Here is a 23,673-nt window from a genome sequence, read left to right as displayed (position 1 = left end):
CAATCTTTTTAATAGTGAATAATTGAAAACACTACTGCACTGGGTTCCCCCCAAGTGCAGTAGTGTTATTTTTATCATTAATCTAAAATCTAAGCTTAGAATACATTAGAACAGTTTCTTATTTTACTTTTTCTTTGTGATATACCAATATACAGGCAATCCAATTAAGGTTATTCCGAGTCCTATAAGTGCTTTTCGAGTATCAGTTAAAAGCGTACTCATTACAATATACATACCTCCAAAAATTCCTATGAGTGGAACTATTGGGTAGAATGGTACTTTATAAGGGCGAACTAAATCTTTATGTTTCGTTCTTAATATAAAGATACCAGCTACTGCCATGGTGAAGAAAATCCATAAAACAAAGACAACAAGATCAGTTAATGTATCAAAAGAACCACTAAATACATATAAGCAAGCAAGTACTGCCTCAAAAACAAAAGCGTTTAATGGTGTAGTATGTTTTTCATTAACTTTTCCGAGAAACTTATGAAAAGGTAAAAGTTTATCCTGTGCCATAGCGAAAGGTATTCTAACTCCTGTCATTAGATAACCATTTAATGCTCCAAAGATTGAAATTAGTATACCGGCAGTTATAAATAATGATCCGGATTTCCCAAATAAAACTGTTGCAGCATCAGACGCTACTTTGTTAGAGCTTAAAACAGCTGTTATAGGAACTATGTTTATAAGTGCTAAATTAAATAAAACATATACTATCATAATAACGGTTAAGCCTAAAATTATGGATTTTGGTATGTCTTTTTTAGGGTTTTTAAGTTCTCCTGCTATATTAACTACACCAACCCAGCCATCATAGGCCCAAAGTGTTCCAAGCATAGCTGCTCCAAAACCAGCGCCAGCAGCTGTAGCACCCACTGGCATAGAAAAGCTGTGTGCTGTTCCTTTTATAAGGCCTAAAGCAATTATAATAATAATTGGGATTAATTTTGCAATAGTTGCAACAAATTGAATTTTACTACCAAGTTTTGTTGATAATACGTTTGCAGTGGTAATAATTAGGATCATTACTATTGCAAATAGTTTTTGCTGAATTGGGGTCATTGGTACAAAGTTAGTAGCTTGAGTTGCGAGTACTATTGCGAGTGCTGCTGAAGCCCCAGGTACATAAATAACTGTTTGTACCCAACCGAATAGAAATGCCCATTTTTCTCCATATAGCTCTTTAAGATATATAAATATACCTCCACTTTTGGGAATAGCTGCTGCTATTTCAGCTATAGTAAGCGCAGACGCCATAGTTACAACACCACCTGCTACCCAAGCAAGTATTCCCATGATTGGAGAACCTGCGTTATTAAACACAATAGAAGGTTTAAAGAAAATCCCTGAACCTATAACCATACCTATAACTATGGTTATTGCTTCTAGTAAACCTATTTCTTTCTTTAATGTTTTTGGTGAATTGTTGGCAGTGTTTAAAATTTTTGCTGTTTCCATAATAAATCATCCCTTCCTTTGTTAATTATATAACAATCATAAGTTATTATACTATAATTTAGGGAAATTGGGAATGTTTTCGTTAAATGTTTTTAAGTATTAGCATAATTCAACAGCCATCCATGATTATCCTTCATGAAATAAATCATCCTCACAAAATGTTATAAAATCATGGAGGGCTAATTCATTTTTTCATTATTTTAATATCTGTTATCTACTTTTTTACCAAGGTTGCATAGCTCCGCCTTCTTCTGCTGGTCTGCAATTCTTTGCATATAATGCTAGACAGCCTTTTTGTTCTTTAAGAGGTGGGCATACCCAAACTTCTCTTCTCTTTTCTAATTCTTTCTCCGATACTTCTAATGTTATTTCTCCTTTGATTGTATCTACTACAATAACATCACCATTTTCTACAAGTGCAATGTTACCACCATCGTATGCCTCTGGTGATACGTGTCCCACGATTGCTCCGTAGTTAAATCCTGAGAATCTAGCGTCTGTTACAAGTCCTACGCTCTTATGCAATCCGTAGCCTACCAAAGCATCTGTCGTAAGCATCACCTCCTTCATACCTGGAGAACCTTTACATCCTTCGTAACGGATAACGATTACATCGCCTGGTACAATTTCACCTTTTTCGATTGCTTCCAAGGATTCAAAGTCATTGCTGAATACTTTTGCTTTTCCTTTGAAGTATTTCATTTCTTTTGGCACACCTGTTGGTCTTACGATAGCACCATTTGGAGAAAGATTACCGCGCAACACTTTAAGTCCTGGTTCGTTGTATAATGGATTGTCAAGACTTCTGATAATATCTGTACTTTCTACTTTTACGTTTGCTAAAATATCTTTCCATGTCTTTCCTGTGATAGTTGAAACATCTACATAAAGTTTGCTTTCAATCATCTTCATAACAGCTGGAACCCCGCCTGCATAATGGAAATCTACTACTGTATATGGACCACTTGGAATGACACCTGTAATACATGGAATTTCTTTCGCATATTTTTCAAAGTCTTCCATTGTGATTTTGATACCAAGTTCATATGCAATACTTAAAATATGTAATACTGCATTTGTTGACCCTGCAACTGCCATATCAAACATAATTGCATTTAACAATGTTTCTTTTGTAATTAAGTCAGAGGGTTTACGGCCAGATTTTACTAATTCCACCATATAAGCTCCTGCTTCTCTAGCTTTACGAATCTTTAAGTTATCAGATGCAGGAATTGTACTTGTTCCTGGTAGAACCAAATTTAAAACTTCCCCAAGCATTTGCATTGTATTAGCTGTTCCCATAGATGGACAAGCACCATAAGATGGACATACATGTTCTTCCATATCCGCTAATCTTTCTTCACTTTCACCGCCAAGTACCGCAACATCTAGATCTGCTTCTACTACTTTTTTACCACAGTAATTACCTGGCTGCATAGAACCACCAGTAATAACCATTGATGGAATATCCAGTCTAGCTGCTGCTAGATACGTACCTGCGATAATATTGTCGCAAGATGCAATCATTGCCAAGCCGTCAAAATGATGTACTTTTGTAACAAATTCAACGGACATTGCTACGATATCACGTCCAACTTGTTCATATTTTAATTCTTCTGACCCATTTGCTACGTTACCACATGTTGCAGGGATTCCGAATTCTATAGGGATCCCGCCTGCAGCCCAAATCCCTTGTTTTACTGCTTCTGCAATTTGGCGAAGATGCGCACTGCCTGGAGAACCTTCCATGAATGAGTTTGGTACTCCAATGTGGGGTTTTTGTTTTATGTCGCTGTCTGTATATCCAGATGCTTTTAACATAACACGACGATGTGCTGCTTTGGGTCCATTCCAATATGTTCTATTATTTTCCATTTTTTCTTCCTCCTTATATGCCCTTAAAAATTCGGATCAATAATCATACCTTCTGATTTTATTTGTTCTGCCACTTATTTTTGCCAGTCCTACTGTGTAATATCTTCAACAGATACTGATACATGCCCTTCCTGACATCCGAGTTCTAATGTTGCTTAACCCATTGAAAACACAAGGTTTTTCAATAATTTATTATGGTAAATTCCTCTTAAAGATGATATAATGTAAGTAACGATAAATACAAAATATTATCATAATTAGGAGAAATTACTGATATGAACAATATACCATAAAACACTCAAAATGAAAATAATTTTATAAATCTATAATGAATTTTGTTAAACAATTTAAGGTTATTAGTGCTTTGAAAAAAGCCCCCCGTATCTCTAATTTATCAGAAGCACGGGGGGGGGTAATATTAGTAAAAATAAATAATTATTAACTCAACTTACCAAGGGTATTGGCGAAGGAGTAACGACTAATCTTGCTACCTCTTGCTATAAGTTGGTAACGTAGTGGGGAATTTCAGTTTGCTAAAACAGCTGAATAACCTTAGATCCACAACACTTTTTATATTTTTTACCACTTCCACATATACAAGTGTCATTTCTTCCTATCTTAGGAGTAGAATTATTATTATTTTTATATTCTGAACTTAATTCGTTTAAAGTATATCCTTTTAATCTCCAAAGTCTAGTGTTATTTATAAAACTATTTATTTCTACTAATAATTTTTGAAGATCATTTCCACTTGCTTCTCCCAATGCAACTATGATATTTTCTATTACCTCTTCTTTTTCATTTTCTTGAATATCAGAATATAAATTAATTATAATCATTTCAATCTCTGTATCTTCTATTTTCCAATTATTCTTTAAATACTTTTTTAATCTCATACTTATTTTATTTACAATTAAATATTCTACATTGGCAGCTTCAAGTAGCTCATCCTTTTTTATAATACAGAAATCCCTGCCACTTGAAATATTCTCTCTTGTATTAATAATATGGACAATATCTTCTAGTGGCGCCATTATACTGCTAGCTATATTTCCTTGTACTATATACTCCCCATAATAATCTTCACCACTTGCAATTATTCCGTTAAGATCAGTTTCATCCAAAGAATAGTCAACATAATTGTTAAGCATTCTTATAAAATCATTTATAAACACTACGCCATAGTTATAGGTCATTCCCCAGAATAGCTTTACTAGTTCTGTATTTTTAGCTAATATTTTTTTATACTCATCATTATCTAAGGATTTTATAGCATTTATTGTTTCATTTGGCATAATTAAATATATACCATCTTCTCCCATAGCTGCAAATACAAATCCATATTCTAAATAATATTCTGGATTTGATGTGAAATTATGATCTTCAAAGGATATATATCCCTGTTTATCAGCTATATTTTTTAAAAATTCAAACCTTTCACTATCAATTAAATATAGAGCCTCAGTTATTTTCTCTTCATATACATCTAAAAGTCTTTCTACTAGTTGCCCTTTATTAAGCTTAGATACCTTCGTAGTATTTAGTATAGATGCTATTTTGAATAATTCAGTTTTGGTATTACATTCTAATAATTCTCTTAAATCCTGTGTAAACTTACCTCTCTTTACTTTATTAAACATTTCTTTTGCTTTATTTTCAATTTCTAAATCTATATTATTAATACCCTTTATTTTATTTTCAGGATAGTTTTTTGCTACAAAGGTACGTCCCAATTTCAAAATATCCCAAAATGCACTAGGAGATTTAAATTCCAAGCTTCAAGACAACTTCTCTGGTATCCAAGAAATTCAAGCCTTTGTACAAGAAGAGTATGAAGCAAAACAGATCACCAGGCAAGCCATCGTCTTTACAAAATCAATGCTTCATGCACTAAATTTAAGTGCAGTATTCCACCCGTCTGTAGAGTTCCTATCCTCCATTGGTACAATAATTGTAGTTGGAACAGGAGGAATGATGGCTCTTCATGGTCAGCTGAGCCTATCAGATATCGTTGCATTTTTGCTCTATTTATCTTTTTTTATACACCAATTTCAGGTATTGCTAGGCTTTTAGAAGATGTGCAGCAGGCATTTGCAGGTGCAGAACGTGTAATGATGATTTTAGATACCCCTTCAGAAATTAAGAATAGCCCTGATGCAGAGGAGCTTACAAAGGTAAAAGGTAGCATTACCTTTGAAGCCGTAGACTTTAAATATGAGAAAGATTCTGCGGTTCTAAAGAATATTGAATTCACTTGTAAGTCCGGTCAGATGGTTGCTTTAGTAGGTCCAACAGGAGTTGGGAAAACTACTTTAACCCAGCTCATACCAAGGTTTTATGATCCTACCTTTGGCAGAATATTAATAGATGGAAAAGATATTAAAAATGTAACTTTGGAAAGTCTCAGAGCTAATATTCTTATGCTACAAGGCAGGGTTCACAATAGGATTCAAAAATGAGAAATCTCTAATGGAGACTTCTCCTTTTTTTTAAACTTTATTTTATCAAATCACTGAGCTTTTGAGCAACTTCTTTTATGTCTAACCCATTAGTAAAAGCAAGGCAGGTTCCGGAAGGATACCTTGTTTTTTCAATCCACTTTTCAGGCATTTGTGAAGCTCCGTATTTGGCGCCTAAAATAGCTCCTACAATGGCTCCAATGGTATCTGCATCTCTACCAAAGTTACCAGCAGCTACCACCCCAGTTCTGAAATTTTTATTTACAAGCTTAAGCACTCCAAAAGCCGCTGCTACTGCTTCTGGAACTGACGCCTTGTAACTAGTCCAAAGTTCATCATGTAAAGGCAACCAAGCATCCATGAATTCACCCTTGGCATTATCTACAATTTCTAATGCCTTTTTCATGGAATAATAAAGCCATGAATCCTCTGGAATTGACTTTAAGGCAGCTTCAATTATTTGATCTATGGTTCCATCCACCATGGCAACAGAAACGGCAACTGCTACAGCTTGTGCTCCCCATATACCTTCTCTAAAGTGACTTAAGCAGGCGTCTATGTTGGCAAGTATTACTGCCCTTTCTGAATCACCAGCACATATAATTCCTATAGGTGCAATTCTCATAGCTGCTCCATCGCTGTTATAATATGAATTATATTCCCCAGAATAAGGGGGCAAAATGCCTTTCTTAAGGTTTCTCGCTGCTTCTATTTCGCTGGCTCCTCCTCTTGGAAAATCATTTTGCGAGGCTACATTTTCCATCCAGCCTTTAACTACGACCTCACTTGATAGACTTCCTTCACATTCTATTAATATTTTTGCAGTAAGCAACGCAAATTCAGTATCATCAGTACTCCAGGAGGCTTCTTTATTAAAATCTGTGGTGATACCATATCTTAATTGATTATCTTGCTTTCTTGATGCATCTCCAAAAGAATCTCCTATGGCAAGACCAGCCATAGCACCTAAGGCTTTATCATAGGCAAGGTCTCTATTATTTATTAAATCATTTCTACTTAACAATATTAAAATCTCCTCCCTATCTTTATTTATTTATAATTCCTCAATGGTTAGATTTCCAAAGAGGGTTGCTCCCATGGAATATTTTGCATAGCCTACCATACCATAGCTTAAAGTTTCATCTTTTACCTTTAGTATGCTTACATTATCTATGGAAAGAGCTATTTCATTTCCCTGCAACTTAAGCTCTAAGGCATATTCTTTTTCATATTTCCATTTGAATTCTGTGGAAGCTATTCTACTAATAGACTTATTATTTGGCTCTGTTTTAAACTAATGTTGATAATGGAACGTATAAAAGTGGACAAATCAACGTGTCCACTTTACTTCTAAATCGTAATAGTTTAAAATTGCTAATCCAATCCATTCTACAAATTTGATTTTATCTTATTACAAATTGAAAAATTGAAAACACCAAAGCAAGTATCACTGCACATAAACTACCTTTAGCAACTTCTTTATTCTTCTTCCAATTCTGAATGGCTTGAATTAACATTGACACACCCAACAATGGCACAATTACATCTGCTTCAGTTTTCCAAATACCTAAAATCTGCGTACATACAAATATTATTATGCTTATAGAACAAATACTGCTAATTACAGACAGCACTTTCTCATCTGTTTGTTTTTGACTCCATTTACCTCTCACTTTTCCCATTGTACCTCCTATATATTCCAATTTACGGCTTACAATTTAATACGATTGTTTAATACCATATATTCGTATTATACACAATTTATGTATCATAATTCCAGTAATTATGTAAAAGGTAGTTGCTTAGATATTTAGTTGCAACACCATTAAACCTACTCATCCATCTTTTTAAATTAGAATGAAGGCTATTAATGTGTTGAATATGGTAAATATCCTCTTTATGTCTACCTCTTTTAATTCTCTTATGTTCTAATTCCATATCTATAGCAAATTGCATATAACCTATTTTCAGAAAACCATCACATATCAACACTTATTTAAAACAGAGCCTATTATTTAAAAGAATAGAAACTCTATCTTTTCCATCAAAGCCTGCACAATAGCCTCTTAGAACTCCTGCTCCACTTTCCGTGGTTATGAGAGAAAGGAGTATATAGCTATTTCCTACGCCTAAATCAAATATACAAATATACACTTTCGCTTTTGGCAATGGATATTTATTTAACCGCCTCCTTAACCAATTCATCGCTACACTCTGTCAAATACCAGTACCCCGTAGGCACTACTTTTTATAGCAAAACAAATTGTATACACCATTTGTTAACAGTGATTGTAAAAAAATTGGATGTTATTCCGGAAGCAAATTCGTCTCAATGATTTGTTTTATTGAAAAATCATGAACCTGCAAACAATGCCTTACAACTTCTTCAAGGGCTTCAATTGGGACAGGGCCTACAAGTTCAGCACTTGCAATCATTACTCCATAACGTGCCGCTTCGGAGCGTACTGTTTCCATGACTCTTGGAATAGGAGTCTTAGTATAATTTATAAGATTCATTGAAACCTGAACCATATCTTTTTCTGCTATATGAAGACCAATTGCTCTAACATATCTAAAGCCTCCACTTATATTTCTAACTGCTTTAGCAATACGATTTGCAATTTCAATATCATTGGTTCGTAAATTCACATTAAATGCCACAAGCGGAAATCTAACCCCTGTAACAAGTGCTCCACTTTTGGGTATAAATTCTACTGGACCTTCATCCGGTATCCATTCAGGCTTTTTCATCTTTTCTGCTAATCCTTCATATTCCCCTCTTCTTATATTAACAAGACTTGTTCTATCTGAGCTGGTTGCTGCATTCTCATAATAATAAACTGGAACACCCTTACTTCCGATATATCTCCCAAATCTCTTTGAAATTTCAACTGCCTCTTGAATTTCTATTCCTTTAACTGGAACAAAAGGAACTACATCTACCGCACCCATTCTTGGATGACTTCCATGATGTTTTGTCATATCTATTAATTCTAAAGCTTTATCCACAAGCCTCTTTGTCGCCTCTAAAACCATCTCAGGTTCACCTATATAAGTAAAAACCGACCGGTTATGGTCCTTATCGGAATTAAAATCAATCATTTTAACATCATCATTCTGTAAAAGTACATCTTTAACGCTACAAATAATCTCTTCATTTCTGCCTTCACTAATATTTGCTTCACATAACAATATTTTCATATAAATTTCATCTCCATTTTCTCATATTATCGCTCTAAATCCTTTTTAATTCTAAAGCTTGTCTTTCAAACTCCTTTTTTATATTTTCATCCTTAATAAGAGGAAGGTTAGCTTCAATATTTAGTGTACATCCAATAAGACCAGCATGGCTCAATAATTCAGCCTCTGCTAAATCTGATGATGCATTAGAATTTGATTTCCCTTTTAATAATAAAGTTAATCCATATATTTTTTTACACAATATTGCATTTTGCAGTGGAACAGTTGCTGCTTGAATTCCTGCATTTTGAATTTCTTCCCTTCTAATTGCCTTTTGCTCTTCAGTTTCCTTTGGCAATGAATATGCTTTTTTTATCAACATATATGCCTGTGCATCTTTTTCTGCACCAAGCAGTAATTCCTGGCAAGTTCGATCTGCTTCCTCTGCCATTATTTCATATTCCTCTGCTAAAAGTCCCCATTCTTTATTGGTTGATAGTCTTGCTACCATACCCGCAAGGCCAGCCGCCATTGCTCCTGCCAATGCAGATGCGGAACCTCCACCAATAGTAAAATCTTTTGAATCCATTATTTTATTAAAAACTTCAAAATTATTCATTTTACTTCTTCCTTTCTAAAAATAATTCTAAAAATCCATTTTATTATCGAAGGCGACCTTTCCTCTCTTTATTACCTTTTCAACTATATTTCCTCCAATATGATAGATAACCTCTTCAAATTGAGATGCGTCCCAGATTTGAATGTCTGCGAGCTTATTCACCTCTAAAGAACCTCTATCACCTTCCAGTCCAAGTGCAGTAGCACCGCCCAGAGTTGCTGCCCGTATTGCTTCCTGTGCCTTCATTCTATGTTCTCTACATGCTAAAGCCATAACAAATTGCATGGATTCAACATAACATCCAGGGCAACAATTTGTTGCCAATGCAATGGTTAGATTCTCATCTAACATAGGACGTACTTCAAAGGGCTTTGGATGCTTTACTGCAAAATCTATTGCTGGTAATAAAACTCCTGGTACTCCTTGCTCTGCCAATTTTCGAATTACGTTTTTGGGAGTATAATTTAAATGGTCTGCCGAAACCATTTTCATTTCTGCAGCTAAATCAGAACCTCCAATATAAGAGTAAGCATCTGTATGAATTTTAGGCTGTAGACCAAAACTTTTCGCGGCTTTCAAAATTTTTTCAGATTCTGCCGCAGTAAAATGACCCTCATCACACCATATATCACAAAACCGTGCAAGTCCTTCCTCTGCAACATAAGGAATCATATCCATAACCAGCATATCCATATATCTTTCCTTTGAAATATCTTTCGGCCAACCATGTGCACCTAAAAACGTGGATACTACATCCATTGGAAGGTCTTTATCTAATCTTTTATTTATTTCTAATATTTTAATCTCAGATGGGGTAGATAATCCATATCCACTTTTACTTTCAACCGTTGTTGTACCACTATGAAGCATACGTTTTATTCTATTTGATGCAGCAAAAAACAATGCCTCTTCAGATGAATTTCTAGTCATTTCAACAGTGGCCATTATTCCCGTCTTAATTCCCATTCTCTCCAGCGTTTCAATATCATCCGTTATCATTCTTGCCGCGTATTCCTTAACTCGAGATCCTCCAAATATAAGATGTGTATGGGCGTCTACAAAACCTGGAGCAACACTCTTGCCTCTCCCATCTATAATTTCAGCTCCATTTATATCAACTAAAGCCATTACTTCTTCTTTCGTACCTACAGAAATAATTTTTTCTCCTGCAATTGCAAGATAGCCATTTTCTATAAGCCCAATTAAATCTCCAGCGTCTTTTCTACATGTTAAAAGCTGTGTGCAATTTTCAATTAATAAATCAGCCCTTATTTTTTTCGTAATCCCTTTCAAATTTATCTCTCCCTATTTTATTCATTAAATCATCATCTGCCATGCTGAAATGTCGTTAAAAACATTGGTGCATAATTTTTATGCACCAACTTAAGAAAAATCTTACATTATTGTATTTTACCAATTACTTTTTCAACTTCATTCAATAATTCTCCACTCTGAATTATTTCCTGACAGATATCAATTTCTTTATAAAGTATTCTATCATTTTTCATAAAAGCTACCTTTTTTCTAAGTGTTGAGTACACCACAGCAGATCCGATGCCAAGCTTGTCTTTATCCTTAAAATCAACAGCCTGAGCTGCACATGCAAGCTCTGTACCAAGAACTCTTTGAACATGTTTAATGATTTGCCTTGCCTTTCTCGCACCAATGGTTCCAAAGCTTACATGATCTTCTTGATTGGCACAGGTAGGTATGGAATCCACGGAAGCCGGGTGTGCCAATATTTTATTTTCAGATACAAGGGATGCTGCGGCATATTGTGCCACCATAAATCCACAATTTAATCCTGGTATAGGTGTTAAGAAAGCAGGTAAATCATTTAATGCTGGGTTTAATAATCTTTCAATTCTTCTTTCCGAAACATCAGCAAGTTCAGCAGTGGCGATACCTAATGTATCCATTGCAATGGCAATTGGCTGACCATGGAAATTTCCTCCTGAAATCACTTCATTTTCATCCGAAAATATTAATGGATTGTCCGTTGCTGAATTTATTTCTATTTCCACAACTTCTTTTGCATACTGCATGGCTGGACGGCTTGCACCATGAATCTGAGGAATGCATCTTAATGTGTATGCATCCTGCACTCTTTTTTCACCCTGTTTTGTAACGAGCTTACTTCCTTCACACATATTTCGCATGTTTTGTGCCGAAATTATCTGCCCTTTATGTGGTCTGACCATATGAACCTTTTCATCAAAAGCATCAATAATTCCTTCCAATGCTTCAAAGGTAAGTGCCGCAACCACATCCGCACTTTTTAGTAAAATGAAGGCATCATATACAGCGAGTGTTGCTACTGCAGTCATTGCGCAGGTTCCATTAATCAAGGCTAGTCCTTCCTTTGCCTCTAAGGTAGTAACTGGAATTTGTGCCATTTCCATAGCACTTTTCCCATCCATTACTTTTCCGTTATATTCTGCCTCCCCTTCTCCTAGCATAACCAGAACCATATGTGCAAGTGGGCATAAATCTCCACTTGCACCAACCGAACCCTGTTCTCTTATTAAGGGATGCACTTTTTTATTTAACATGGCAATCAGCGTTTCAACGGTTTCTAATTTTATACCAGAATAGCCCTTTGCAAGAGCATTGATTCTAAGCAGCATAATTGCCCTAACTACTTCAATATCAAAATTATTACCAGCCCCTACTGCATCTGAAAAAATTAGATTCCTTTGCAAAGCTGCTATTTCTTCCTTAGATATAGCAACTTCACTAAATTTCCCAAATCCAGTATTAATACCATATATAACTTTTCCATCCTCAATGAATTTTTCAACAGTTCGTCTTGATTTATTTATATTTTCCCTTGCCTGCTGAGAAAGCTGTATTTCAGCACCCTCTCTTGCAACAACTATTACATCGCAAAGAGTAAGGGTATTTCCATCTATCATTACAACATCTATCATTCCAAATCACCCCTCTTCATTATTAAGAACTTGCTCTTCAATTCTTTAGCGAGGTGGTCTTCCACTTGGTCCAAAGGTAGCCTTTGGTTCCCACCATAATGGAACTTTAATACTATCTGTAGTATATTTCCCATTGCCTTCTGCTATTTCTCTTGCTGTTTCATATCCAGCTTGCGCAAGTCTTACAATGCCAATTCCTGAATCCACAGTTAATGCTACATCCAATCTTATGGCTGCTTCCTCTGTTCCGTCTGCAATCATTGTAACCCCCGTGTGAACTGCTTCTCCCATTGAGTAGTTCGCCTGTATTGCAATTAAATCACACATTGCAGCACAGTTTAACAATCCATTTAAATATGGCCAATCAGAAATTAAATCACTGCCATCCTTCATTTTTTCTGATTCAAAAGTAGGATTTACTATGGAACCACAGTCTAAATTGTCTCTTGAGAAAGCAACTGGCCCTTTTATCACTCCATGTTTAATCAGTTCATTGATCTTTAATCCAAAGGCTCTTCTCTCTCCAAAACCCATATAACAAACTCTTGCTGGAAGTCCTTCTATTGGAAGATGTTTATGTGCAAGTGTAATCCATCTTGTAATCAACGGATCATTCTTAAACATCTCAAGAGCAACTTCATCCGTTACTGCAAGATCATTTGCATCTCCTGATATACAGGTCCATCTGAAAGGTCCCCGTCCTTCGCAGAACAATGGTCTTATATATTCAGCAACAAAACCTGGAATAGTCATTGCTTCTTCTTCTGGCATTCCCGCATCTCTACATTCCTTACGAATGCTAGTTCCATATTCAAATGCTGCAACTCCCTTATGGAAGTAAGCATTCATCGCTCTTAATTGTCTAATCATTGTTTCTCTTGCTCTTTGTAGATAAAGTTCACGATTTTCCACTCTAAATTCATCTGCTTGTTCTGGAGTATATCCTGATGGTATGTAGGATATTGGATCATGGCATGGACACATTTCACTCATTATATCTGGCATAAATCCTTTATTATATGCTTCTTCAAAAATATCCGCGGCATTACCAACAAGACCTATTGACATTGGCTTCTTTTCTTCTGCTGCTTTCGTTGCCATAGCTATTGCTTCATCTAGCGAATAAACGATAACGTCCATATAGTCCTTTTCCATCCGTCTTTTTATAATTTTTTCATCTACATCTACAACCATTGCAATTCCACCATGCATCTTCATTGCCCAGCTTTGATTGCCCCCCATTCCACCTGCTCCTGCTGTAAGGTATATTCTTCCTTCAAGACTTCCATTAAATTTCTTCATTGCAATTGCAGATAAAGTTTCAAATGTTCCTTCAATTACTCCTTGCGTTCCAATGTATTCCCATGGCGCTGCAGTATATTGAGCAAACATGGTTAGGTTTTTATCCTGTAAATCATAGAAGGTTGGCCAATCCGCTTTCATTATATTCGTTGTAGCCATAACAACTCTTGGTGCTAGTCTATGAGTCTTAAAAATAGCAACAGGCATTCCAGATTGAACCACTAATGTTTCATTATCTTCTAAATCCTTCAACGATTTAACAATGGCATGATATGATTCCCAATTTCTTGCACACTTTCCATTTCCACCATATATAACAAGTTCTTCTGGCATCTCTGCATTTTCCATATTATTTTCAAGCATTCTGAGAATTGTTTCCTGCTTCCATCCCTTACAACGAAGTTCCGATCCTCTTTGTGCTTTTACAGAATAAAGTATCTCTGCTTCCATATATAAACCCTCCTTTTATATCTTTTAACCCTTTTGCTATTCTATAAGCAATCTCCGTGCCATAGTCTTTTTATTAAACAAAACAAAAAAAAGCCTTTACATATCAAGGCTTTCAAGTTTCATCCCATATTTAAAATATCATTCATTAAAATATATGCATAAAATTTATGCATATATTTTAATGAAACTCAGTAATATCAACAGTTTAATTTTTTATGACTTTGACTAAATTTTATGCACTTTATAACTAAGTCATTCTCTAACAGTTTATATATCTTCTTTTTTTTCTATTCCTAGTTTTTTCATTCTATACTCAAGACTTTGTCTTATGATTCCTAATTTCTTAGCCGTTTTACTAAAATTCCAATTATTATTGTTTAAACATTCTACTATTAATTTTCTTTCAAAATTTCGAAGCCTACTGGGTAAAGAAGTGTTGTCTATTTGCACATTCTCTTTTACAAGGGAACCTAAAATATTTTCTTTAAGATAATGAGGCATATTCTAATTTTTATAACAAAACAAATTTATTTATTAAACTTATTGGTTTAAATTCTATATTACTTATCATACGGTATTTTCTCTATCTAAACCACTTCTAATTTATATATCAATACTTAACAGAAACACCGCACCTATTTATGGTACGGTTCTCCGTTGATCATCTATCAAAGTACTTAACTGAATAATTTTACTTTATACTTTTATCTTCTACATTGGTTCTACACCACTTCTAACCCATGCTTCTGTTATATATGCTCTTTTTTCGTAATAAATATTTATTAAATTCTCTGGGTTGCTGGTGAATAAGGAACTCTATTCATAAAAATAATTTCAATCTTTTCTACTATAGATCCATTCAATTCAGAAAGTCTCTTTCCTTCCATCCACTCATAATCGTTTTTAAAATCCATAAAGCTTTGATTTCTTGTTTCCATGTCTTTGTGCTCAAGTACGTAGTAAATAACATTCTTTCCCTCTGCATCTTCCCAAAAATCTAGAGTATTCATACCATGTTTTTTAAATAAATCTAAGGTAAGAGTTGAGAATCTATTATGAATATCTTTCATCTTACCAGGATTAATGTGATAAATTCTTAATTCATAAATCATTTTACTTTCTCCTTATAAATATAAATTTACATTTGTATTGCTTTTTAGTATACCTTATTGTAATAAGTACGCCGTTACTTGTGGCACGGTTCACCATTCATTATCCTAAATTTCATTCAATATTTAGGTGTTTTTTTGTGACTACATCAGCTTCCTATTATAAGAATAGCACTAAACCGCTAGCGCGGTGGTAAACCAAAATAAAATCAAATAAAACTGATAATATAAGTATATCTTTGTTTATTGTATACAACTCCTTTAGATTGGAAAAAATTCAACTTTAAAGGAGTTGTTTTATTTATGACAAAAGAACAAGTTTTAGAAAAGTTAAAGTTTGATGTAGAACTCAGGGGTTTAAGCAAACATACTCAAGATGAGTACTATACCAAATGCAAAATCTTTCAAAACCACTTTGATAAACCCGCAACTGAACTTTATGAAAAAGATATTAGAGAATTTCTTCACTATCTCACAACAGAAAAAAAACTTACCTCTGGAAGTGTTAATTCCTATAATAGTGGACTTCGTTTTTTGTATGGTGCAACCTTGGATACTAATTTAAATTGTAAACAAATACCTCGCCACCGCAGAAATCGTAAGTTCCCAAATATTCTTACTAAAGATGAAATTCAAAGCCTCTTCAATGCCTGCGATAATTTAAGAGATAAATCCATCTTAATGACCCTCTACGGTGCAGGATTAAGACTTAACGAAGTCTCATGTCTAAAAGTTTCAGATATTGATAGTAAAAAAATGCAACTATTTATCCGTAATGGTAAAGGTTCCAAAGATAGATATGCATTACTTTCACAGGACAATCTAGAAATACTCAGAGATTACTGGAAAGAATACCACCCTAAAGAATGGCTTTTTTATAGCAGAAATAATACCGGCACCCATATTAACTCCAGATCAGTACAAAACATGTTTCACAAATACATAAAGAAAGCAAATATTACTAAACCAGTTACTGTACATTGTGTTCGCCATAGCTTTGCTACTCACCTACTTGAATCTGGAACAAGCATATTTCATATTAAACAGCTTCTTGGTCATTCGGATATCAGTTCAACCTGTTTTTATTTACATATGATAAATATTGAATCCTTAAATGTAAAAAGTCCTCTCGACATGTTGAAAAAATCAGCGAAAAAAACGCATAAGAATAATGATTGAAGTTCAAGATATTTTTCAACAATATGGTACAGAATATCGTGAAAAACATAAGCTTACACTTGCTCAACTAAAAGCTATGTCTGCAATTGAAAAATGTAGGACTTCCCAATTAGGTGGTCATATAGACAAATGTGAAAGCTGTGGAAGTACTAAGATTTCTTACAACTCTTGTCGCAATAGACACTGTCCTAAATGTCAAAATCTTGCTAAAGAACGTTGGGTTGACTCTCAGAAAAGTAATTTACTTAACGTTGGATACTTTCATGTTGTATTTACCATTCCAGATACCATAAATTTAATAGTATATCAAAATCAAAAGGAGCTATATACTCTTTTATTTAAAGCTGTCGCTGAAACTCTTACAGAATTAGCATCTGACAAAAAATATCTAGGTGGAACACTGGGATTTACCTCTATTTTACATACGTGGGGACAAAATCTTATGCACCATCCTCATATTCATTGTATTGTACCCGGTGGAGGGTTATCTTCAATAGGAAAATGGGTAAGTAGTAGAAAAAAGTTTTTCATCCCAGTTAAAGTGCTTTCTCGCAAATTCAGAGGCAAATTTCTATATTATCTCAAACAACTATACAATGAAAATAAGCTTAATTTTTATGGTAGTCAGCAATATCTTTACAATGATAATGAATTTGAAAATTTACTTTCCTCTATATATTCAAAAGAGTGGGTTGTTTATTGCAAACCACCTTTTAAAAAAGCTGCATGTGTGGTTGAATATTTAGGTAGATATACTCACAAAGTTGCTATATCTAATAATCGTATCATCAATATTGAAAATGGTAATGTTACATTCAGATGGCGTGATTACAAAGAAAGTAGCAAGTGTAAACTAATGACCATTTCTTCTGATGAGTTTATCCGTAGATTTCTGATTCATATACTACCAAGTGGATTTATGAAAATTAGGCACTATGGTTTGTTAGGAAATCGAAACAAAACTACCAAACTTAAACTTTGCAAATACCTTACTAATACACCTATTTTACTTAAAGAAAAAATATCAACGCTCCAGTTAATCAAAAATATCACAGGAAGAGATTTATCCAAGTGTCCACACTGTGGTTCAGACAACCTTAGTCGGTGTACATTATTTTCCAGATCTCCTCCTACAACTATACAAACTGCATAATATTAAAAAAATTGCATTATGGGGTAGGGGAAACTATGCCTACATTTCTATAGTTAATGATGTTATTATGTGTTTATCACTTTGAGCTTAACTATTTGCTCAACTAACTCGTTAAATTTGGTATGAGGGGATTATTCAATCCCCATAAGTTCTAATTAAAATACCGCGGTTTCGTTCTATTTTAATTATCCAAAGTTAGGCGTACTTCTGTATTTTTTTCACACTCAGACTCTTATCTAGGGTTTGAGCTTTTTTTCGCGCCTAACTTCGTATAATTCGCTAAGAATAATGAGAAGTTTCCCAATTATTAAGACATCTCATAAAAAATCAACTGTCCTCACAATTGCTCAATGGTGTTTGGAGTTTTATCAATTTTGTAATAGTCAGGATCAAGAATAAACTCACTTCCAGTTTCATCTAGCCATTTATTTACCAATGAGATTATTTCAAAAATACAATCAGAAAAATTATCAACGGCACACTCATTCATTGTATATGGAGATAACAAATACTTTTCATCAATATTAGGCATTGTTGCATAATATAATATTTGTCCTGCACCTGTTCCAACTTTCTTCATAAGTATATAAGAATTTGGTGGATTACTTGGATTCATTTTATAGGCAGAGATAACTTTTAATAAAGATTCTGGTGACAGTACACTGCAATATAACTTTTGCTTTGCTCTTTTTGAAATCAAATATTGGTATTTTCTTATCCAATCTAATAATTTTAAAACGGTAAGTGACCATTCTAATGGATATAAGTTTGATGTAGTAAGAGTTAAAAATGTTTGTGTAAGTAATTCTTTTATCGAATTTAAATCATTATTTGCAAAAAAGCCTAAAATTGGTTCCCTTTTCTTAAGAATTGAAAGCAATTGGTCTTCTTTTAATGATAATAGTTTAGGTGTTTTTGCCAACGCCTCCGACATTGTAATTATCCTATAAACCATGCAGCTAATTTGTTTTAGAATACCCAATATATTATAATCAATTTTTCCTTTCATATGATCTTTCAATGGATTAAAAAGAAGACCTCTGCTATACATTAGTTTAATTGATTCAGACAATCCTTTTGCAACACTTTGTTTTTCATTATCGGTATCAGAATTATAGTGAAAAATTCTCCGATGGTTTAAATCAAATGGTATATCATCAAGACAGCCATATTTTATATTGAAAAAACAAATAATTTTTTCCCATCCAATTGTTTTTGCTGCATAACCAAGTTCAACCAAAACATTTGGATTAGGCATTTTTCTACCGTCATAATCCGAATTGATTATAGAAATATCACAAATAAACAAATCGCTTTTTGATATTTTATTGAAAATAATATCTGCTATATCAGGAGATCCAGAAACTCCTTTAGTATCGCGGTCATAATCAAAAATCTCTCCTACATTAATATCACCAGCGTTCATTTTCATTGCTTTTTTAATACATTCCTCAATAAATGAACGATTATCTTTATTGGGTAAATCAGATTGCCATGAATAAAAAACATTAAATTTCATCCTGTGCCTCCTTAATTTCACATTATTAGAATAATGGGTATATGGATAATGGCAAATTAAAATAACTATTAATACAAAATATATTCAAATTTGAAAGTTTTATCCTTCCCATTGGTCTGTATAAAGCAGATGCAAATATGTCGGTAAAAACAATGCACGAGTATCATCTTCTAAAATACAACCAAGATTTTTCACTTCTTCCCACAGGTGCTTGCAGCTTATTATTTTTTGTGCATTTACAAATGTAACAGGGATTTCCGTTAATCCAAAATAGACAATATCTTTTTCAGGATCTCCACCTAGTCTTCTATGTCTTTCAATACTGTCAATGCAAAACTTCAACAATCCCCTATGAACAAGAAAATAGTCAATATTACTTTTTGTTAGCTCTATTGTATTCAAATATTTTCGAGCATTCCATGCATCACAATCCTTAATGCTTTGAAAAAAATTATATGTTTGATGCACAAGGTCGTCATCTGCAATATATAACATATTTTGAGCTTTTGCATGTAACGTGTTAAGAAGCGCAGACAGTTTAGCTCTCTTTGCATACATACGCAATACTTGTATACTTTCTTCGTTCAATTCATTTTCCAAAGGAATATGTATCGTCAATTCCTTTTGATTATTATAATTTATTCCATTTTGAATAATCACTTTTTCAATATAATCATTAAGGCAAACGAAATACCCTTTACTATTACCTACATCAACAACTATTAATAGTACCGGTACTGCACTGCCCATTCGTTCAACCAAAGAAAGAAGTGCTGTCTCAATTGAAAAACTGATTACTTTTCTTTTATTGACGTGTTGTATATCGCCTTTTTCAACAAAGTCTGGATGCTCTTTGATACTTGCTGTAACACATTTGATATGTTCCGTTCCTTTAAGTTGCACAAAAAGATGTTCTCCAAGTGATATACAGCTTTTTTCTTCATAGTCGAATAATTCAATATCTAAATCTATACCATAGTCAGGCGTAAACCTTCGTTTCACCCATTCTTCAGGTAAAATATTATCAAGAATACGCAAAGATGCTTCTTCTATCATATGATTTTCATGACGTATTTTCCCACTCACTATTTTGCCTTCACCTCTCTTTTATCTTCTCATTATTAGCCATATGTGAAGTTAATGAACTTTTATTAATCTTTCTGTAACCATGGATTTCAAGCATATAATTGTTTTTTTTAGCTCTGCATCATTAGTAAAATCCTCTATTTTTAAAAGTAATCTTTGAAGTCCATGTAAAGCTTTTTTCTGTTGATTATCTGGGTATTGTGGAGAATTTAATTTATCTGTCCAAATTCTTTTAATATCTTCAAAACTTATTTCCTCAAATATAGAATTTACAAATGTCGAATCGGCCTTGATAAGTTGGTTAAAGAATTTAAAGTAGTCTTCCCAATCAAGTGGATTCAACTCCAATATACTTTTTTTAATACGGTTTCCATTTTTATGTATTATTTCCTTACATATGCCTTTATTGTATTTCTTCAATTTTTCAATTGCAAAAGCACTTGAATCCCATCGATTTTGTTCATCCTCGACAAGAAAGACTTCCTTTCCTTCACTTAAAAATCGCTCAACTGCTTTTGGTGAAGTTGCTACTAAAGTTGGCCGTAAAAAATCCATATCTTTGCAGTGAGAAAAAATCCAGTTATCCACTTCCACTAATCTATAATTCGAAATCATATTAATAAGCATTATAAATTCTCTTGGTTGCATTTTCCACAATTTCGCAGTTTGTTTATCTAATATTTTGAAGTCAATAGCTTGAATAGCACTTTTCATTTTTTCTGGATCATACCGATGTATTTCTATAATAAATCTATATAATCGTTCGTAATCTCTAGGAGTTCCTGTCATTAAGCACTTCATGATCATTTCAGGGGTAATGCAATTAATAAACGCTGTTGCTGATTGTTTTTGCATTTTATCTGGATGGCCAATTTCAAAAAGTTTTTCGCCACAAATAAACATTAAAAAATCCAATCCGAGATCATTTAAAGTCTCGGAAAAATTGTGAGTCAAAGCTTGACTAATAATTGGCAGGCAATCCATAAATTTTTTATGACCATAAACCTTGTTAAATTGCAACAAGGTATATATCATTTCTATCATACCACCTATATTGATGTAAGTAGTTTTTGAAAGAGATAATTCTATTTCTTGTTTTGGCAGTTCTGAATAAAATTTGTTTTTCCACCCTCTATTCTGACAAGCTGAAAAACGATTAATAAAATTTGCCCAATCATAAAGATGTTTAGAATTTATACTTTTTAAATTTTCACAAATAGAAATGGTGCTTATAAACTCAACCCATTTAATTTTCCAGTTCTTATCTTCATTTATCATATTATTTAAAATTAGTGATAAAGGATAAGCTGTATCATCGCTCACTTGTTCCATCCAAAGCTTTAAAGTATCATTATGCTTTTCACAAATTTCTATGTATTTTAGTTGTCCGTCCCTATGGATTACATTATCTATTATATAGGCCGCATATAAAATTGAAGATGATTCAGATTGTTCTATACATCTATCCAACATTAAATGGCAATATTCATTGTTGAGAATATTGCAACGTATTTTGTATCCTATTTCAAACCCAAATAGTAAATTAAAAAACCAAAGAACTCCCTGTAGCGGAGTGCTTTTATTTAGCATTTCGGATTTAATAAGCTTAAATAAAAGTTTGCATTCTTCAATGGAGTGATTTTTGACAAAACAGACTATGGTACGAATAGCTGCTTGCAAATGCATAGTACGGATTTCATCTAAAGATAAAATCATTCTTTTATGGAACATAAAAGTCAAACATTCATTGCACCACTCAGAATTATACCCCCATCTTTTGGCAGATTCAATCAGCCAATTTCTTTCTACTGGTTTATCTAATGAAATGATTTGTTTAAACGCTATTAAAGTCAAGAGAATATCCGAACACTTGTATTCTTTTGCTACACTATATTGAGTTTTTGTATTTTCCCATCCTCCTCTGAGCGAATAATTAAACAACCATGGAGTGCTCTCGCGTAAGGCTACATCAAGAACGTATTCAAAAGGTGTATCCATATAATAATCGCCGATTTTTCGGCCGCTATTTTCATTTCCTTGTGCAACTATGAAAACCACTCTGCTTTTATTCTTTAAGTAATGATCATAAATTGCTTGGACTGATTGCTCTTTTGAAATTGTTACACTTTCAAATGGAAATTCGAACGTAAGTGTTTGCGTGATAATCACTTTTTGGGTATTGTTTGCATAACCTAAAAGTTTATTAATTATATTTTTATCTAGTTGCTGTGCATCATCAATAATGCAAACTGTTTTATACCCATCATTATCCAGCTTTATGTCAGAGCAAGAAATGAGTTTCGTGTTATCATATTTGACTACTTCCCACCCTGAAATTAAAAAATCGTATGCAAGTTGATATGCTGTTATAGATTTCCCACAACCAGGATCGCTTTCTATAATGACACTATGCGCTTGCTCAAGTTTATATTTAGCCTCACTAAACTGAGGCAGTTTAGGACAAGCCAATACATCAGAGGGCTGAAGACGATAACCCAATATCGCGTGCTCTAAACCAACTTGATTTGAGAAATCCAAGTGATTCCAAAGATCAGTCACTTTTGGTAATAATTCATTTACAATAGAGTTAAGGGCTTCGGTTGCTTTTAATGAAATAGAATCAGTTGCTGATGGAGATATTCGAAACACTTTATTTTTTGCTTCATTTGGTTCAATAAGTTGGTCAACGATAATTGGGTCAGATTCAGAATAACCTAATATCATAAGAGTAGCTGGGGAATTCGCGCAGGCTAAATTGATCAATTCCTTATCTGTTGCATTTAGTTCACCAGGACTATTCGGAAATATCCATCTTGTATTAAGGCTGCGTACATCACCATGAGGTTTTAACAAGTTACACCTGTTATCATTAATATGAGTTCCATATAGGCGTTCCCAAGTCATTTCCAATAAATCATCCCAATTGAAAGATATAACAATTTTAATGTGTCCTGCATGAATCAACTGACATAGATATTGGTGTGCTATAGAAGGCTTGTTGTGGTGTTTATCATTTACTATTTTAAATAACTCTTTAAATCGTAATGCTGCTTGTGGATTATTTTCAATGAAGTTAAACGTGTTTTTTAGGTTTTCCGTCTCATCACCGATAATTAATTTCGCAGGGAGAGTTCGGACACATTTATAAAAATCCTTAATGTTAGGAAATTCATCTACAACTTGCCATATTAATGGAGCAAGTTGATTGTATAAAGGAAGCCCAGCTTCAAAAGAAATTCCTGCGCCCAGAATAGCAATAGACCCATGAACTCTTATTTCATTTGTCAAATTTGATAGTAAAGCTTCTATATTAATCATAAAATAATCCTTCTTTCCTAAATTATTAACTTC

At 33.7% G+C, this 23,673-nt stretch carries 21 protein-coding genes and 1 pseudogene; 4 read left to right on the top strand and 18 right to left on the bottom strand.

Features of this window, described 5'->3' with window-relative positions; genetic code table 11:
• Positions 1–123: 123 nt before the first annotated feature.
• The 3 genes from G9F72_RS10900 to G9F72_RS27405 form a co-directional block, all read right to left on the bottom strand.
• On the bottom strand, positions 124–1,461 hold the full coding sequence (locus tag G9F72_RS10900) for an APC family permease (RefSeq protein WP_164958895.1): 1,338 nt from the start codon (positions 1,459–1,461) through the stop codon (positions 124–126).
• Positions 1,462–1,683: 222 nt separating this feature from the next.
• Positions 1,684–3,282 (bottom strand): dihydroxy-acid dehydratase, encoded by a 1,599-nt coding sequence (ilvD, locus tag G9F72_RS10895; RefSeq protein WP_224676079.1) that lies wholly within the window; start codon positions 3,280–3,282, stop codon positions 1,684–1,686.
• Positions 3,283–3,869: 587 nt separating this feature from the next.
• Complete coding sequence (locus tag G9F72_RS27405) at positions 3,870–5,111, bottom strand: SEC-C metal-binding domain-containing protein (RefSeq protein WP_224676078.1); 1,242 nt, start codon at positions 5,109–5,111, stop codon at positions 3,870–3,872.
• Here G9F72_RS27405 and G9F72_RS10885 point away from each other — a divergent pair.
• Positions 5,077–5,409: an ABC transporter transmembrane domain-containing protein gene (locus tag G9F72_RS10885; RefSeq protein ID WP_224676282.1), complete on the top strand. Its 333-nt coding sequence runs from the start codon at positions 5,077–5,079 to the stop codon at positions 5,407–5,409. The genes G9F72_RS27405 and G9F72_RS10885 overlap by 35 nt on opposite strands.
• A 5-nt stretch (positions 5,410–5,414) precedes the next feature.
• Complete coding sequence (locus tag G9F72_RS27400) at positions 5,415–5,795, top strand: ATP-binding cassette domain-containing protein (protein WP_224676077.1); 381 nt, start codon at positions 5,415–5,417, stop codon at positions 5,793–5,795.
• A gap of 37 nt (positions 5,796–5,832) precedes the next feature.
• On the opposite strand, the gene G9F72_RS10875 is transcribed toward G9F72_RS27400, so the two are convergent.
• The 12 genes and pseudogenes from G9F72_RS10875 to G9F72_RS10820 form a co-directional block, all read right to left on the bottom strand.
• Complete coding sequence (locus G9F72_RS10875) at positions 5,833–6,819, bottom strand: ADP-ribosylglycohydrolase family protein (protein WP_164958893.1); 987 nt, start codon at positions 6,817–6,819, stop codon at positions 5,833–5,835.
• 30 nt (positions 6,820–6,849) lie between these two features.
• A complete protein-coding gene (locus tag G9F72_RS10870) occupies positions 6,850–6,996 on the bottom strand; it encodes a hypothetical protein (protein WP_164958892.1) in 147 nt (48 codons plus the stop codon).
• A 202-nt stretch (positions 6,997–7,198) separates the two neighbouring features.
• Positions 7,199–7,477, bottom strand: coding sequence for a hypothetical protein (locus G9F72_RS10865; RefSeq protein WP_224676076.1), 279 nt, complete (start codon positions 7,475–7,477; stop codon positions 7,199–7,201).
• A 94-nt stretch (positions 7,478–7,571) separates the two neighbouring features.
• A pseudogene (locus G9F72_RS10860) lies at positions 7,572–7,754 on the bottom strand (IS1595 family transposase); the annotation flags it as partial.
• Between the two features lie 33 nt (positions 7,755–7,787).
• On the bottom strand, positions 7,788–7,964 hold the full coding sequence (locus G9F72_RS10855; RefSeq protein WP_224676075.1) for a hypothetical protein: 177 nt from the start codon (positions 7,962–7,964) through the stop codon (positions 7,788–7,790).
• 138 nt (positions 7,965–8,102) lie between these two features.
• Complete coding sequence (gene ftcD / locus G9F72_RS10850) at positions 8,103–8,996, bottom strand: glutamate formimidoyltransferase (RefSeq protein WP_164958890.1); 894 nt, start codon at positions 8,994–8,996, stop codon at positions 8,103–8,105.
• 34 nt (positions 8,997–9,030) lie between these two features.
• Positions 9,031–9,594, bottom strand: coding sequence for a cyclodeaminase/cyclohydrolase family protein (locus G9F72_RS10845; protein ID WP_164958889.1), 564 nt, complete (start codon positions 9,592–9,594; stop codon positions 9,031–9,033).
• 27 nt (positions 9,595–9,621) lie between these two features.
• A complete protein-coding gene (gene hutI / locus G9F72_RS10840; RefSeq protein WP_224676074.1) occupies positions 9,622–10,887 on the bottom strand; it encodes an imidazolonepropionase in 1,266 nt (421 codons plus the stop codon).
• A 107-nt stretch (positions 10,888–10,994) separates the two neighbouring features.
• The gene (gene hutH / locus G9F72_RS10835; RefSeq protein ID WP_164958888.1) at positions 10,995–12,524 is read right to left on the bottom strand and encodes a histidine ammonia-lyase; all 1,530 of its coding nucleotides are present in this window, start codon (positions 12,522–12,524) and stop codon (positions 10,995–10,997) included.
• A gap of 45 nt (positions 12,525–12,569) precedes the next feature.
• Positions 12,570–14,276 (bottom strand): urocanate hydratase, encoded by a 1,707-nt coding sequence (locus G9F72_RS10830; protein ID WP_164958887.1) that lies wholly within the window; start codon positions 14,274–14,276, stop codon positions 12,570–12,572.
• Between the two features lie 267 nt (positions 14,277–14,543).
• A complete protein-coding gene (locus G9F72_RS10825) occupies positions 14,544–14,777 on the bottom strand; it encodes a helix-turn-helix domain-containing protein (protein ID WP_164958886.1) in 234 nt (77 codons plus the stop codon).
• Positions 14,778–15,058: 281 nt separating this feature from the next.
• The gene (locus G9F72_RS10820) at positions 15,059–15,388 is read right to left on the bottom strand and encodes an NIPSNAP family protein (protein WP_164958885.1); all 330 of its coding nucleotides are present in this window, start codon (positions 15,386–15,388) and stop codon (positions 15,059–15,061) included.
• Between the two features lie 300 nt (positions 15,389–15,688).
• On the opposite strand from G9F72_RS10820, the gene G9F72_RS10815 reads away from it, so the two are divergent.
• Both G9F72_RS10815 and G9F72_RS10810 read left to right on the top strand, forming a co-directional pair.
• Positions 15,689–16,564, top strand: coding sequence for a tyrosine-type recombinase/integrase (locus tag G9F72_RS10815; RefSeq protein ID WP_224676073.1), 876 nt, complete (start codon positions 15,689–15,691; stop codon positions 16,562–16,564).
• A complete protein-coding gene (locus G9F72_RS10810) occupies positions 16,557–17,717 on the top strand; it encodes an IS91 family transposase (protein WP_224676072.1) in 1,161 nt (386 codons plus the stop codon). The genes G9F72_RS10815 and G9F72_RS10810 overlap by 8 nt, the downstream gene beginning before the upstream one ends.
• Positions 17,718–18,054: 337 nt before the next feature.
• Here the strand turns inward: G9F72_RS10810 and G9F72_RS10805 are convergent, their stop codons facing one another.
• The 3 genes from G9F72_RS10805 to G9F72_RS10795 all read right to left on the bottom strand — a co-directional run bounded on the left by G9F72_RS10805 (position 18,055) and on the right by G9F72_RS10795 (position 23,640).
• A complete protein-coding gene (locus tag G9F72_RS10805; RefSeq protein WP_164956423.1) occupies positions 18,055–19,236 on the bottom strand; it encodes a hypothetical protein in 1,182 nt (393 codons plus the stop codon).
• A 99-nt stretch (positions 19,237–19,335) separates the two neighbouring features.
• Positions 19,336–20,292, bottom strand: coding sequence for a DUF4365 domain-containing protein (locus G9F72_RS10800; RefSeq protein ID WP_224676071.1), 957 nt, complete (start codon positions 20,290–20,292; stop codon positions 19,336–19,338).
• Between the two features lie 81 nt (positions 20,293–20,373).
• Positions 20,374–23,640, bottom strand: coding sequence for a hypothetical protein (locus G9F72_RS10795; protein WP_164956421.1), 3,267 nt, complete (start codon positions 23,638–23,640; stop codon positions 20,374–20,376).
• Positions 23,641–23,673: the final 33 nt, after the last annotated feature.

The organism is Clostridium estertheticum (genome assembly GCF_011065935.2).
GTDB lineage: Bacteria > Bacillota > Clostridia > Clostridiales > Clostridiaceae > Clostridium_AD > Clostridium_AD estertheticum_A.
Note: the sequence above shows the minus strand (reverse complement) of the source record. Positions and strands in the feature narration are given on the sequence as shown.